Origin of the sequence: Burkholderia sp. MS455 (assembly GCF_016899445.1) — a bacterium.
Classification (GTDB): Bacteria; Pseudomonadota; Gammaproteobacteria; order Burkholderiales; family Burkholderiaceae; genus Burkholderia; species Burkholderia pyrrocinia_C.
Genome location: NZ_CP041779.1, coordinates 414,054 through 428,326, shown reverse-complemented (window position 1 = coordinate 428,326; position 14,273 = coordinate 414,054). Strand labels below are relative to the sequence as shown.

The following is a 14,273-nucleotide window of genomic DNA, read 5'->3' as shown; positions in this document are numbered from 1 at the left end:
GCCCTCTCAGGACTTCAGCGGTCCGCCGAACCCGCTTGTCGGCAGCTTCATGCCGGTCGCACCGGCCGCCGACGCCACCGTCGTCGCGCCTTTGCCCGCGATCCCGGCAACACCGGGCAGCGCGCTCTGCAGAGCTCCGGATGCCGCGTTCGCAGCCGGCGCGGCCAGCGCCGCGAAACCGCCTTGCCGCGCAGCCTGCACCATCCCGGCCACCTGCTTCGCGGCGCCGCTCAGACTTGAGGCCGTCTGCAACGCCGACGCCGCGCCCGCCCCACCCAGCGCACTCGCCGCAGCCGGCAACGCGGAACTCGCCAGCCCGCCCAACGCAGCGCCTGCGCCACCGCCGCTCGCAAGCCCCATGGCAGCCGTTGCCGCTGCAGGCGCCATCCCCTGCAGCTGGCTCGCAAGCTGCCCTGTCGCCGCAGCCTGCGCGGCTTCCGGCGACGGCTCGACGGGCTGCGCCGGCCACTTCGCCTGATTGAAGTAGTTCGCCGCCTGATCCGACTCGCGCGGGTCCTTGCCGAACTCGACACGCACCGCACCGGGTGGCAGCCCGCTCACGACCGTTTGACCGCTGTTGTCGAGCGCGCCCTTCTTCAGCACCGCGCCGTTCACGTCCCTCACGGTGAACAAGCCGCCCTTCACCGCCTCGCCGTTCGCGTACTTGTGCAGCAACTCCAGCTGCCCCGGCTGATCCGGCCGCGGACTTGGCAGCGGATATCCCATGCTCGCCGGCCCAGCGAATGTATGCGACGCGCCCTTCACATCGATCTTTCCGGGGGCATGAACTTCGATGTTGCCATCCTTGATCCGAATGTATGCACCGCCGCTCGTCAGCAAGATTCCCTGATCGGCCGCGATCTCGATCCGGTCGGTCGCCGACACGATCTTCACCGCCTTCTGCGCGGTCACTTCGACGTTGTCCGACTGCGCCTGGATCTCGACCTTGCCCTTGCCCGCGAACAGCTTCATCCCCGCGTTCTGCACGAACAGGCTCAGCTTCTGCCCGATGCTGCCGATCAGCGACTTGCCCGCCGCGACGTGTACGCTCTGTCCGCTGGCGACGTTCACGTGATCGTTCGCAACCATGTGCACCGACTGCTGCGTCGACATCCCGATCCCAGAAGGGCTGCCGAACAGCATCACCGGCTCCTTGAACGCGTTCGCATTGCCCGTGCCGCCACCTGCCGTGCGCCCGCCGGACGCGCTGCCCGATGCGCTGTCCTGCGTCGCGTCCGTGAACGCGCGCATCGTGTCCTGCGCGTCCTTCAGGCTTTCCGCCTGATGCTGTTCACTCACGCCCGACATCGCCTCGACCAGGCTCTCGCCCGTCACGAGCTGCTGCTGCGCCTCTTTCACGTCGAGCGGCTGGCTGTTCGCCGGCTTCGGATGCGTCGTCACGTACAGGCCCTGGCTCGCCCGCACCGCACCGTACGCATCGGAGCGCAGGTCGAACCCGCTGCCGAGATACGCGCCGCGCGAATTGCCGCTCTGGTCAATGATGTAACCGAGATGCAGCAGGCTGTTCGCGCTGCTGCTCATCAGCTGCACGCGGTTCTGCCCGGTCGCGTCGTCCATCACGAGCTGGTTGTAGCCGCTGCCCGAATACTCTTTCGACCGATATCCGGACAGGATCCCGTCGGTATGCCACTGCGGCTGGTTCGCGCCGTTGTACACGCGCCCGACCGCAAGCGGCCGGTCGCAGTCGCCGCCGACGTAGTCGATCAGCACTTCCTCGCCGATGCGCGGCACGTGCACGCCGCCGTAGCCGCCCCCCGTATCCGACTGCACGACGCGCACCCAGCACGACGCGTTCTCGTTGCCCGGGTTCAGGCGGTCCCAGACGAACTGCACGCGAATCCGATTCAACGCGTCCGTATAGACTTCCTCGCCCTGCGGCCCGACGACGATCGCCGTCTCGAGATGCATCTCCGGCTTGTGATGCTCGAACGGGCTGCGATACGGCACGCTCGCGCGTTGCGCTTCGACTTCGACGAGATAGAAGCCGGTCGAGCCATCATCGTGCGGCACGCGAAATGCGGGATCGGCGCCGTAGCGCTCCTGCGCCTGCGTCAATGCCTCGCGCAGACTGTATGGAAAGTCCGCGCTGTCGCTCGCGACGGGCAGGTTGTTCTCGATCCACCACGCCACCTCGATCGCGGCGAATTCGCGCTGATCGGCGGGATCGCGATCGTGCTCGGGATGGTCGGCCAGCGTGAAGCGTCTGCCCACATCGATCGCGCGCACGCCACCCGCGCCATGAAAACGCTTTGCCTGCGACTCCCATTCCTCCATCTTGACCTTTGTCAGATGGTCGCCGCGCGTCTGGTCCAGGTATGTATAAGCGCCCGTGTACTCGTAGACTTCGAGCTGGTCGGGCAACTCGCCCTGGCCGCCCATCGTCGGCAGCGACGTGCCTTTCGGGTTCGACGGCTGCGAAGGATTCTTGTAGTCGAACGTGCGCGTCGTGCGCGTCACGCTCTGCAGCGTACGCGTGCCCGACCATTGCGTGAACGCGTCGGCTTCGCTTGCCGCGCCGCCGTGATAGAAGCGCACGGTCTCCGGCGACAGCGGCGCGAACGCCTGCAGGTTGTCGGTGATCACGAGCGTATGCGACTTGCCGTCGTCAGCCTGCTGCCACGCGCAGTAGAGCCCTTCGTTCTCCATCAGCCGATGCACGAAATGCCAGTCGGTGTCGTGCTGGCGCGTGTACGAACGGTTCGGCAGCGGCTTCGACAATGCGAAGCGGAAATGGCCCTGCGCCTGCGGATGCTTGTTCAGCACGTCACTGATGATCTGGTCGACGGTCGTGTCGTTCCAGAGCCGCTGATCGCGGCGGAACTTCAGGAAATGGGTGAAATCGGCGAACGCGAGCTGATATGTCGTGAGCCCGCCGTCGGCGCCCAGCCGGCGCGCGGTATGCACGTATCCGTTGATCGGCCGGTAGCTGCGGTCGCCCTGCTGAATCCACAACGTGACGGGCTGCGCGATCAGCTTTTTAAGTTCCAGATCGCTATCGGTCGACAGCACGTCGAGCGTGAACTCGTACGCGCGCCCGATGCGCGAGCGGCCGACTGCCCGATGCACGGTCAGGACATTGGCTCCTAACGGCGTATCGAGCTTCAGCAGCCGGTCCTGCTGAAGCAACCCGCCGCGCAATGCGGCAATTGTGTTCTGCATGTTCATGAACGGCCTTTTCTTCTTTTGACGCGCCCTCGGATGGCGCCGGCATTTGATTCCGCTCGCGCGATTTTACAGATAAATTACGGCACGAACCCGAGATATGACCTGATTTAAAAGAACATTTCGAGTGCAATCGGAAAATATCCGGGCGGGACTGCTCACCGAATTGCTCGCCCCCAGCCGAACCGATTCCTGTCCATGCCACAGGAAGTCAGTCGCCTCTCCCCATGAAATCGATTGCAATCAGGGCCAATTCGACTTTCGGTGCGGCGCGGTTGCGAGTAGTGTCTACGTGCCCGTATTGCGGCCCACCGGGCGCGGCCAGCGCCCAGCGCTCACCACAACACCGTACTGAACACTGGAGATCTGCGATGAAACGTTCGAAGTTCCTGCTGTCGGGCCTGCTGCTCGCATCGGCCCTCGGCTTCACGGCCGTCGCCGCGCACGCGGAAGACCTGCTCGATTCGGTGAAGAAAGCCGGCGTGCTGCGCGTCGGCCTCGAAGGCACGTATCCGCCGTTCAATTCGCGCGGTACGTCGGGTCAACTCGAAGGCTTCGACGTCGACGTCGCGAACGCGGTCGCCGGCAAACTAGGCGTGAAGACGCAGTTCATCCCGACCGAATGGAGCGGCATCATCGCGGGCCTGCAGGCCGGCAAGTTCGACGTGATCGTCAACCAGGTCACGATCACGCCGCAGCGCAAGGAAGTGCTCGACTTCAGCCAGCCGTACACGTACTCGGCCGCGCAGCTGATCCAGCGCAAGGACGACACGCGCAACTTCAAGTCGCTCGACGATTTCAAGGGCAAGAAGCTCGGCGTGACGCTCGGCACCAACTACGACCAGATGGCGCGCACCGTGCCGGGCATCGAGGTGCAGACGTATCCGGGCGCGCCGGAGAAGCTGCGCGACCTCGCCGCGGGCCGGATCGAGGCGACGCTCGACGATCGCCTGATGCTGCCGTACATGATCAAGACGTCGAACCTGCCGCTGCGCGCGGGCGCGGTGCTGAACGGCGGCAAGCAGGAAATGGCGATCCCGTTCCGCAAGGGCAACCCGAAGTTCGAGAAGGCGATCAACAACGCGCTGGAGTCGCTGCAAAAGGACGGCACGCTGAAGAAGATCTCGATGCACTGGTTCGGCAGCGACGTGACGGTGCCGGTCGCGCAGTAAGCGGTTTCCGGCGTCTCGGCGCGTCACGCCCTTCGTCTCGATGAAGGCGTGACGCTTCCTCTCAGGCCGCTTCGTCGAAGCGCGCCAGCAGCATCTGGCCGATCGGCGTCAGCGCCGGGCGCACGGCTACCGCGTTCATGCGCACCTGCGTATCGACGACCAGCCGCTTTTCGACCAGCACGGCGAAGGCCTGATTCGATTGATCGACGCTGTCAGGCGCACGCGCAATGCGCAGCAGCATCGAAAATTCATGCGGACTCAGCATGGTCCCAGTCTCCTGATCGTTCGCGATCCGGGTCGAATCGGCGTCGATCGTGTTTTCAAATGTTCGAATGAAATGGTGGAATGCGTGAACGGTGCGCCGCCGGGAGCGAGATCCCGGTTGCCCGCCTGCGACGCGGGCACGTCGTCGGAAGCTGGTTGCGCACGCCCCGGCCCCGGCGATGTCGCCGCGACGGGAACGTAACCTTATGGGCGCATCGTGACGCGACCGTGACAGTAAAACGGGGAGCAACGGCGCGACAGGCGCGCGTTCGGCTCGATGGTGATCCGGTTCTTGATGCGCGGCATCGTCGGGTTGACGCTGGCTGCGCTTGTACTTTCCGGCAAACAACGACAAGCCGGCCGGTATCCGCTGCGCGATTACGCCGATTTATAGGACGCGCGAACCGATCGGGAGAGGTGTCTCGATCGGGCAGTCTCGCGAAGAATGCGGCGCGGCGATGGGGAAAATGTTCGGCGATGCGTTGCGCACCGCACATGTGATGCAGATCGGTAAGGGGATGTCCGGCCAACCGGCCGACTGAACAACGGCTCGGAAACGACGAAGGGTCAAGAGAAAAATCTCTTGGCCCTTCTTTCAATATGGTGCGGCCGATCGACAACAGGCGGTAGATCGTCAACAATCACGATTCACTCTGCACGCTGTGAAGAGCCAGTGCTTGAATGAGAAAAATAACGGAGTAAGTTCGAATGAGCTTTCACACTCATGTTTGGGTTCATCCGTTCGATGGCGAGCCGTTGAATGTTGCCAGTGTCCGCGACGAACTCTTGAAGTTTCTTGACGAATATTCGCTAAGCCACGACGTATTGACCAACCTCACCGAGGCATGTGGTTCGGCTCTACCAACTTCAACTCTCTTCTTTCTGAACAGCATGGCGATCATCATGCTGTTCGACAAGTTGGCTTCATGTCTGCCGCATGCGTCGTTCGCAGTAAAGGGCTCTGGCGAGGATCACCGCGATATATGGGTGCGAGAATATGCCGACGGAGTCGACACCTTTGAAGCCGGGCCGTTCAACGAGTAAGCTGCCGGCGGTCCAACATCGTCATGCCCGGCCCGTCGCCGGCAGTGTGGCGGAAAGGGCGAGGTAGCCGACCGACGTTGGCTCATTAACGAGCCAACGCGATATTGAGCCTTGAGGACCTCTTTGCTGTGTGCGGTGAGCAGACTTCGTACTCGGTGGACGACGCAAAGAAGCTTCACAAAAAGCAATACACGGCGGCACAGTACCAAGCAGCGCCGGACTTCGTTGAAAGTGGAGAACGCCGAATCTCGCAAACAAAAATGCTCGATATTCTGAAGGAACGCGCGCTCTACATTTCAGAACGCGGCGCTACAGTGAACAATCCTCACCTTACCGGATCTTTCCTACGTTCGTTCCTAGGGACATCGGGGGGAAATTACCGGAAGGACAAACTGCGGACCCAGCATTAGAACGCTAGCGACAAATTTTGTTCGCGAGCATCCGGGGCATCCTGCGGCCATCCGGGTAGGCCCGGCTGTCGCCTCGGTGGGCCTTCCGTGAATTAACCCCGCTCTGTCCATAGTCAAGCCCGCTTCGCGCCGGCTTTTTTTTCGCCCGCGAAATTTCTCGGATCGTTCGCTGTGACGGTAATGAGAGTAGAGGCTCACCGAGAATCCATTTATCCCGCCGATGGTGCAAAGTCGCGGAACCGCACGGCGCCAATGCTGAGCCAACGGCGTCGAGACTGCATATCCGCTCACCAAGGGCAAGCTGCGCTCGCGGTTCGACAAGGCGCGCGAACTGGCCAGCATCGAGAAGGCAAAGTTTCCGTTCCGCGACCTTCGTGCACGCGGCGTAACGCACAAGACGATCGATCGACGAAGGGCTCGAAGCAGGACAGCGCCTCGCAGGCCACAGCGGCCCAGGTATGACGGCGCGCTACGTGCGAGACGCTCGACCAGTAAAGCCGTCGCGCTGATCGCCTTGTTGCCGGCGCCGACGGCCTGGCAGCGTCGGCGTGTGGCGAAGTAGCGCGTCGAGCATGCGCAACAACGCGCGTTTCAGTGGACCTGCAGCGGGCTTCTCAACGGTGACGTGCACCAACAGCGCAGCGCCGATCGCCGCAGCAAAAACGGCCCAAAACATCACAACCTGGTTGACGGCCAGGCCGACTTGATTGAACAGCATGTAGCCGGCATTCTGGTGGATCAAGTACAGGGGGTAGCTGACCGCTCCGAACCAGACCCACCGCGGGCTGGAGAGCATGGGCGTGCGGCGCAACGCGAGCGTCAGCATCACAACAAAGAACGAGGTCATCACGACCGCCACGATCGCGGGGTCCAGCGCCTTCCCGAAGTTCTCGCCGAAGTGCGGCAGGAGCTGGAACTCGTGGTACAGCGAAAGCACCCAGGCCGCGCAGACGAGCGCGATGCGCGATCGCGACAGGCCACGCGCACGAATGAGAAAACACGCCGCGCCGGCGATGAAGAAGCCGGCGTAGTCCGTCACCAGGAAGCCCTTCAGCTTGATGAACGGGAACAGTTCCACGAGCACCGTAGCTATCAGCCAGGCGAACAGCCAGCGTTCGGCCCGATGGATCTGGCCGATGATGAGCAGAATCCCGACCAGGCGATAGAACCGCAACTCCGCGCCGAGCGACCAGTACGCACCGTCGATCGGATCGGCACCGAATCCGCCACCGAGCGTCACCATGTTCACGAAGTATTGCGGCCAGGTCGCGACGAATCGATCGCCGCCGAATGCGAGCGTCATGAGAAAGGTGATCGTGCAGCAGACCCAGAAGGCAGGCAGCAGGCGCGACGCGCGCGACGCAATGAACCGTTTGATGCTCCCGTCGCCTGCCGTCATCAGGATCACGAAGCCGCTGATCATAAAAAACAGGTGCACGCCGAGGAAACCGTACTGCGCGACCGGTTCGAGCGCCGGATAGTGCATGGTCGTCAGATCGTCGGCCGCGTTGCCGCGGAACGCGTAGTGAAAGAACACGACGGCGATTGCGGCGACGAAGCGAAGCAAGTCAAGCTCGGGAATACGAGATTCTTTCACGGTCGGTTGTTGTTGGATTTGTCGTTGTGGACTGCGCCGGCCAGGCGACAGTTTGACCTCGCACGACGGTCCATTCGTGCGCACTCGCCATCGTAGACGAGCTGGTCTGCGAGCACCGCCGCACGTTTTTGGAAACGTGAGGGGTGTTTTGGAAACGCGAAGGGGCTACGCAAACATCGCGTAACCCCTTGTCAGATATGGTGCCGGCTGCAGGACTCGAACCCGCCACCTGATGATTACAAATCAACTGCTCTACCAGATGAGCTAAGCCGGCGTAAGCGCGAGATTCTACCTCATTTCACGATCTTGAGGCGAGGTCTGGAGCCGCCTTTCGAGCCGTCGCCGTCGGTTTTCGGCGGTTCGTCGGCACCTTCGGAGGGTTCCTCGTTCGCGCCTCGCTCCGCGACCGGCGTCAGTGCGGCAGGCGACTCGTCGCGCTGCACGTCATCCGCCTGCGCGGCTTCATCGTCGAACGTGCCCGAATCCTCGCCTTCGCCCGCGACCGCATCGACCTGGAACGCCATCCCCTGCCCGTTCTCGCGCGCATAGATCGCGAGCACGTTGGCAACCGGAATCTCGATCTTGTGCGCCTTCCCGGAGAACCGGGCAGTGAACTCGATCCACTCGTTGCCCATCTGCAACTGGCTCGTCGCCTCGAAGCTGATGTTGAGCACGATCTCGCCGTCACGCACGAACTGACGCGGCACGCGCGTCGAGTTGTCGACCCTCACCGCGATATGCGGCGTGTAACCGTTATCGGTGCACCACTCGTACAACGCGCGCAGCAGATAAGGCTTCGTTGAAATCTCTTGCATCACAATCCTCGAACCCGGAGCGGGCGCGCGGCACGCCGCGCCGCCCTCTCCGTCTTGCCTTCATTGCATCATCAACGACGCATGACCTTTTCGGACGGCGTCAGTGCTTCGATATAGGCCGGACGGCTGAAGATCCGTTCGGCGTACTTCATCAGCGGCGCAGCGTTCTTCGACAGCTCGATGCCGTAGTGATCCAGGCGCCACAGCAGCGGCGCGATCGCGACGTCGAGCATCGAGAACTCCTCGCCGAGCATGTACTTGTTCTTCACGAAGATCGGCGCGAGCTGCGTCAGGCGATCGCGGATCGCGAGGCGTGCCTTCTCGTGATTCTTCTCCGCTGCCTTGCCCTTCTCGTTCTCGAGCGTGCTGACGTGAACGAACAGTTCCTTCTCGAAGTTGAGCAGGAACAGGCGCGCGCGTGCGCGCTGCACGGGGTCGGCCGGCATCAGTTGCGGATGCGGGAAGCGCTCGTCGATGTACTCGTTGATGATGTTCGATTCGTACAGGATCAGGTCACGCTCGACCAGGATCGGCACCTGACCATACGGGTTCATCACCGAAATGTCTTCCGGCTTGTTGAACAGGTCGACGTCACGGATTTCGAAGTCCATGCCCTTCTCGAACAGCACCAGCCGGCAACGCTGGGAGAACGGGCAAGTTGTGCCGGAATACAGAACCATCATATTTGCGTTTCCTCAAAAAAGCCGAGGGCCGGCACGCGGCGAAACCCCTTTCACGGGTTCCGCGTTGCGCCGGCCCCACGCCGGTCAGGCGTGTTTACTTGATGTCTTTCCAGTACGCGGCATTGAGCCGCCAGGCCAGGAAAGTCAGGACACCGAGAAAGACCAGCACCCACACGCCGAGGCGCTTGCGGGTATGCTGGGCCGGCTCGGACATCCATGTCATATAGGCCACCAGGTCGGCAACCGCAGCATCATAGTCCGGTGACGACAACGTCCCCGGCGTGACCTGCTGGAAGCCGACGAGCGTGTGGACCTTCTCGCCCGTCTCCTCGTCCGTCTTGTCTTCGAATTTGGCGATGCGCTGCCCCTGCAGTTGCCACAACACATGGGGCATGCCGACGTTCTCGAACACCGCGTTGTTCCAGCCGGACGGCCGCGTATCGTCGCGGTAGAAACTCCGCAGATACGTATACAGCCAATCGCGGCCGCGCGCGCGCTCCTCGACCGACAGGTCGGGCGGCGAGGTGCCGAGCCAATTCTTCGCGTCTTCGGGCCGCATCGCGACGGACATCGTGTTTCCGACCTTGTCGGTCGTGAACAGGAGATTCGTTTCGATCTCCTTCTGGGATATGCCCAGATCCGTCAGACGGTTGTAGCGCATCAGGTTCGCGCTGTGGCAGTTCAGGCAATAGTTTACAAACAATTGCGCGCCGTGCTGAAGCGAAACGAGATTTTCCGTGTTATCGGGCGCCCGGTCGAGCGGAAAATTACCTTCCGCCCGCACGGCTGGCGCCACCAGCAGCGCACACGCGGTCGCCCCGATCAGCGCGAGTGTCGAAAGCAGTTTCTTCATGTCGTTCTCTCCTCGCTCACGTTAATGGGGCTTGAAGCGCACCCGCTCCGGCGGCTGCTTGAACGTGCCAAGCGGCGTCCAGACGGGCATGCCGAGGAAGAACGCGAAGTAGATCAGCGCGCAGGCCTGCGCGATCAGCGTCGCAGCCGGCGATGGCGGCCGCGTGCCGAGGAACGCGAGGGTCAGGAACGCCGCGACGAAGATCCCGAGGAACACCTTGTGAAACAGCGGCCGGTAGCGGATCGACTTCACCGGGCTGCGGTCGAGCCACGGCAGGAAGAACAGCGTGATCACCGCCGAGCCCATCACGACGACGCCCCAGAACTTCGACTCCGTCAGGTACATGAACACGACGATCGCCGCGGCCAGCACGGGCAGCCCGGCCTTCCACTTGCCGCGTGCGCGGATCAGCGCAAGCACGCCGAGCACCGCGATCACGATCATCAGCACGATCTTGAACGGGTCGGTGGTCGCGCGCAGCATCGCGTAGAACGCGGTGAAGTACCAGACCGGCGCGATCTCGGGCGGCGTCTGCAGCGGATTCGCCGGAACGAAGTTGTTCGCCTCGAGGAAGTAGCCGCCCATCTCCGGCGAGAAGAACACGATCAGCGCAAACACCATCAGGAACACGCACACGCCGAGGAAATCGTGCACCGAGTAGTACGGATGGAACGGGATGCCGTCGAGCGGAATGCCGTTCTCGTCCTTCTTCGCCTTGATCTCGATGCCGTCCGGATTATTCGACCCCACTTCGTGCAGCGCGACGAGGTGCGCGATCACGAGGCCGACCAGCACCAGCGGAATCGCGATCACGTGGAACGCGAAGAAGCGGTTCAGCGTGACGTCGGACACGACGTAGTCGCCGCGAATCCACAGCGACAGGTCCGGGCCGACGAACGGGATCGCCGAGAACAGGTTCACGATCACCTGCGCACCCCAGAACGACATCTGGCCCCACGGCAACAGATAACCGAAGAACGCCTCGGCCATCAGGCACAGGAAGATCGCGCAGCCGAAGATCCACACGAGCTCGCGCGGCTTGCGATACGACCCGTACAGCAGCCCGCGGAACATGTGCAGGTAGACGACCACGAAGAACATCGATGCACCGGTCGAGTGCATGTAGCGGATCAGCCAGCCCCACGGCACCTCGCGCATGATGTACTCGACCGACGCGAACGCGAGCGTCGAGTCGGGCTTGTAGTTCATCGTCAGGAAGATGCCCGTGACGATCTGGTTGACGAGCACGAGCAGCGCGAGGGAACCAAAGAAGTACCAGAAGTTGAAGTTCTTCGGCGCGTAGTACTCGGAAACGTGCTTCTTCCACGTGGACGTGAGCGGGAAGCGCTGGTCGATCCAGCCGGTGAGACCTGTCGTGGAGACTTCCTTGTTGTCGGCGGCCATCACGCTTCTCCTTTCTCGTCCTTGCCGATCACGAGGGTCGTCGCCGACGTGAACATGTAGGGCGGGATGTCGAGATTCTGAGGCGCCGGCTTGTTCTTGAACACACGGCCGGCGAGGTCGTAGGTCGAACCGTGGCACGGGCACAGGAAACCGCCCGGCCAGTCGTCCGGCAGGTTCGGCTGCGGCCCCGGCGTGAAGCGTTGGCTAGGCGTGCAGCCGAGGTGCGTACATACGGCCATCACGACGAGAATGTTCTTGCGATCGGTCCGCGCGCGATATTCGTTCGCGCAATACGCGGGCAACGGCATCGAATACGGGGACTTCGTGGTCGGATCGGCCACTTCCTTGTCGGCCTTGACTACGTCGGCCAGCATCGAATCGGTGCGATTCAGGATCCAGACGGGCTTGCCGCGCCACGGCACGGTGACCATCTCGCCGGGCTTCAGGCTGCTGATGTCGACCTCGACCGGTGCACCGGCCGCTTTCGCTTTCGCGGACGGCGCAAGCGACGCCGCGAAAGGTATGACGGTGGCTACGCCTCCTACGCCACCTGCTACGGATGTCGCAATCAGCCAGGTACGGCGGCCGCTGTCGACGCGTTTCTCTTCCTTGTCTCGCATCACACGCCCCACTTCTGAGTTGGATTTTCCGTCACGACTTTCCATTCCGCCGCTAGTTTGCTCGAATGGAGTCGTCATTTACAAGGCCCGGAGATGAAAATCCCTTCGAAGTGATTGATAGTTAAGGGTTATCCCCCACTATCGGAGCGATTAAATCATTTCTCTTTTAAGCGTCTGCTACATTTCGGAATTTCGATGCGCTGCCGCAAATCCGGCGTTCAGACCGGATTATGAATATCGATAAAAAGGTGTTCGAGATCGAATTCTTCCGACAAGTGGGCGCCAAGCGCCTGGATTCCGTAGCGTTCGGTCGCATGGTGCCCTGCCGCAACGAACGCGACACCGCTTTCGGCGGCCGTGTGCGTCACGTATTCGGACACCTCGCCCGTCAGGTATACGTCCGCGCCGGCGTCGATCGCCGCGTCGAAATAGCTCTGTGCGGCGCCTGTGCACCACGCGATGCGGCGCAGCTGCAGGTCCGGATCGCCAAGCACGAGCGGCGTGCGGCCGAGCGTGTGCTCGACCTTCGCGACGAAGTGCTCGAGCGTGACGGGCATCGGCAGCGTCGCCATCCAGCCGAGGTCGCCGTCGCCGAAACGCTGCTCGCCGATCAGCCCAAGCTTCTCGCCGAGCTGCGCGTTGTTGCCGAGCCGGGGGTGCGCGTCGAGCGGCAGGTGGAACGCGAACAGGTTCAGGTCGTTCGCGAGCAGCAGCTTCAGGCGCTGGTACTTGCGGCCCGTGATCTGCGGCGCCTCGTTGCGCCAGAAATAGCCGTGATGAACGAGCACGGCATCCGCCCCCCATTCGAGCGCGGCTTCGAGGAACGCGAGCGACGCCGTCACGCCGGTGGCGATCTTCTCGATCTTGCGGCGCCCCTCGACCTGGAGGCCGTTCGGGCAATAGTCCTTGAAGCGCGCGGTTTCAAGGGTATTGTTCAAGTACAATTCAAGTTCGATCCGATCCATATAAACCTCTAATCCATTCAGATGCTTAGACGCTTCTGGCTGTTCTTCGCGCAGGCGGTTACCGTGCTGCTCGCGCTGATGTTCATCGTCGTGACGCTCAAGCCGCAATGGCTGCAACGGCAAGGACAGCTCGGCAAGCAGCTCGCGACGCCGATCGTTGCGTTGCGGGAAGTCGCACCGGGCATCGGCGGCGCACCGGCGACCACGTCGTACGCGGAAGCCGCGCAGAAGGCGATGCCGGCCGTCGTCAACGTATTCTCCAGCAAGGACGGCTCGCTGCCGCCCGACCCGCGCGCGAAAGATCCGCTGTTCCGCTACTTCTTCGGCGACCGCAACGCCCGCAAGCAGCAGGACGAACCGGCAGCCAACCTTGGCTCGGGCGTTATCGTGAGCCCTGAAGGTTACATTCTAACGAACCAGCACGTCGTCGACGGCGCCGACCAGATCGAGGTCGCGCTCGCCGACGGCCGCACGGCCACCGCGAAGGTGATCGGCAGCGATCCCGAGACCGACCTCGCCGTGCTGAAGATCAACATGACGAACCTGCCGACGATCACGCTCGGCCGCTCCGACCAGTCGCGGGTCGGCGACGTCGTGCTCGCGATCGGCAACCCGTTCGGGGTCGGCCAGACGGTTACGATGGGGATCATCAGCGCGCTCGGCCGCAACCACCTCGGCATCAACACGTTCGAGAACTTCATCCAGACCGACGCACCGATCAACCCCGGCAACTCGGGCGGCGCGCTGGTCGACGTGAACGGCAACCTGCTCGGCATCAACACGGCGATCTACTCGCGCTCGGGCGGCTCGCTCGGCATCGGCTTCGCGATTCCGGTATCGACCGCGCGCACCGTGCTCGAAAGCATCATCACGACGGGTTCGGTCACGCGCGGCTGGATCGGCGTCGAGCCGCAGGACGTCACGCCGGAGATCGCCGAGTCGTTCGGGCTCCAGCAGAAATCGGGCGCGATCGTTGCGGGCGTGCTGCAGGGCGGCCCGGCCGACAAGGCCGGCATCAAGCCGGGCGACATCCTGGTCACGGTCAACGGCGAGGAAATCACCGATACGACGAAGCTGCTGAACGTCGTCGCGCAGATCAAGCCGGGCACGCCGACCAAGGTGCACGTCGTGCGCAAGGGCAAGGAGTTCAACGTGAACGTCGTGATCGGCAAGCGCCCGCCGCCGCCGAAGCAGACGCTCGACGAACAGGACAGCGATACCGAATGACGTTCACGGTTGGCGTGCCGACGCGCGCCGGCCGTG

At 62.8% G+C, this 14,273-nt stretch carries 12 protein-coding genes and 1 tRNA gene; 3 read left to right on the top strand and 10 right to left on the bottom strand.

Going from position 1 to position 14,273, the window contains the following annotated elements; translation table 11 throughout:
• Positions 1–6 precede the first annotated feature (6 nt).
• Positions 7–3,186, bottom strand: a complete 3,180-nt coding sequence (locus FPJ27_RS21140; RefSeq protein ID WP_204425571.1) for a type VI secretion system Vgr family protein — start codon at positions 3,184–3,186, stop codon at positions 7–9.
• A 368-nt stretch (positions 3,187–3,554) separates the two neighbouring features.
• On the opposite strand from FPJ27_RS21140, the gene FPJ27_RS21135 reads away from it, so the two are divergent.
• Complete coding sequence (locus FPJ27_RS21135; RefSeq protein WP_175963203.1) at positions 3,555–4,355, top strand: cystine ABC transporter substrate-binding protein; 801 nt, start codon at positions 3,555–3,557, stop codon at positions 4,353–4,355.
• Positions 4,356–4,416: 61 nt separating this feature from the next.
• Here the strand turns inward: FPJ27_RS21135 and FPJ27_RS21130 are convergent, their stop codons facing one another.
• Entirely contained in the window at positions 4,417–4,620 is a 204-nt protein-coding gene (locus FPJ27_RS21130; protein WP_174417328.1) for a hypothetical protein, read from the bottom strand.
• Between the two features lie 707 nt (positions 4,621–5,327).
• Between FPJ27_RS21130 and FPJ27_RS21125 the strand changes: the two genes are divergently transcribed.
• On the top strand, positions 5,328–5,663 hold the full coding sequence (locus FPJ27_RS21125) for a hypothetical protein (RefSeq protein ID WP_204425569.1): 336 nt from the start codon (positions 5,328–5,330) through the stop codon (positions 5,661–5,663).
• A gap of 879 nt (positions 5,664–6,542) precedes the next feature.
• Here FPJ27_RS21125 and FPJ27_RS21120 read toward each other — a convergent pair.
• From FPJ27_RS21120 to FPJ27_RS21085, 8 genes are all read right to left on the bottom strand, one after another.
• Positions 6,543–7,640: an acyltransferase gene (locus FPJ27_RS21120; RefSeq protein WP_204425567.1), complete on the bottom strand. Its 1,098-nt coding sequence runs from the start codon at positions 7,638–7,640 to the stop codon at positions 6,543–6,545.
• A gap of 228 nt (positions 7,641–7,868) precedes the next feature.
• Positions 7,869–7,944 (bottom strand) — tRNA-Thr (locus FPJ27_RS21115).
• 19 nt (positions 7,945–7,963) lie between these two features.
• Positions 7,964–8,485, bottom strand: a complete 522-nt coding sequence (locus FPJ27_RS21110) for a ClpXP protease specificity-enhancing factor (protein WP_204425565.1) — start codon at positions 8,483–8,485, stop codon at positions 7,964–7,966.
• 71 nt (positions 8,486–8,556) lie between these two features.
• Positions 8,557–9,168: a glutathione S-transferase N-terminal domain-containing protein gene (locus tag FPJ27_RS21105; RefSeq protein ID WP_006400565.1), complete on the bottom strand. Its 612-nt coding sequence runs from the start codon at positions 9,166–9,168 to the stop codon at positions 8,557–8,559.
• A gap of 94 nt (positions 9,169–9,262) precedes the next feature.
• A complete protein-coding gene (locus tag FPJ27_RS21100) occupies positions 9,263–10,021 on the bottom strand; it encodes a cytochrome c1 (RefSeq protein WP_072443911.1) in 759 nt (252 codons plus the stop codon).
• Positions 10,022–10,042: 21 nt separating this feature from the next.
• Positions 10,043–11,425 carry a cytochrome bc complex cytochrome b subunit gene (locus tag FPJ27_RS21095; protein WP_111015465.1) on the bottom strand — a complete coding sequence of 461 codons (1,383 nt, stop codon included), beginning with the start codon at positions 11,423–11,425 and terminating at the stop codon, positions 10,043–10,045.
• Positions 11,425–12,045 carry a ubiquinol-cytochrome c reductase iron-sulfur subunit gene (petA, locus tag FPJ27_RS21090; protein ID WP_034183663.1) on the bottom strand — a complete coding sequence of 207 codons (621 nt, stop codon included), beginning with the start codon at positions 12,043–12,045 and terminating at the stop codon, positions 11,425–11,427. Before petA ends, FPJ27_RS21095 begins: the two co-directional genes overlap by 1 nt.
• 218 nt (positions 12,046–12,263) lie before the next feature.
• Positions 12,264–13,010, bottom strand: a complete 747-nt coding sequence (locus FPJ27_RS21085; protein WP_204425563.1) for a Nif3-like dinuclear metal center hexameric protein — start codon at positions 13,008–13,010, stop codon at positions 12,264–12,266.
• 21 nt (positions 13,011–13,031) lie between these two features.
• On the opposite strand from FPJ27_RS21085, the gene FPJ27_RS21080 reads away from it, so the two are divergent.
• Positions 13,032–14,237: a Do family serine endopeptidase gene (locus FPJ27_RS21080; protein WP_204425552.1), complete on the top strand. Its 1,206-nt coding sequence runs from the start codon at positions 13,032–13,034 to the stop codon at positions 14,235–14,237.
• The last annotated feature ends 36 nt before the right edge of the window (positions 14,238–14,273 follow it).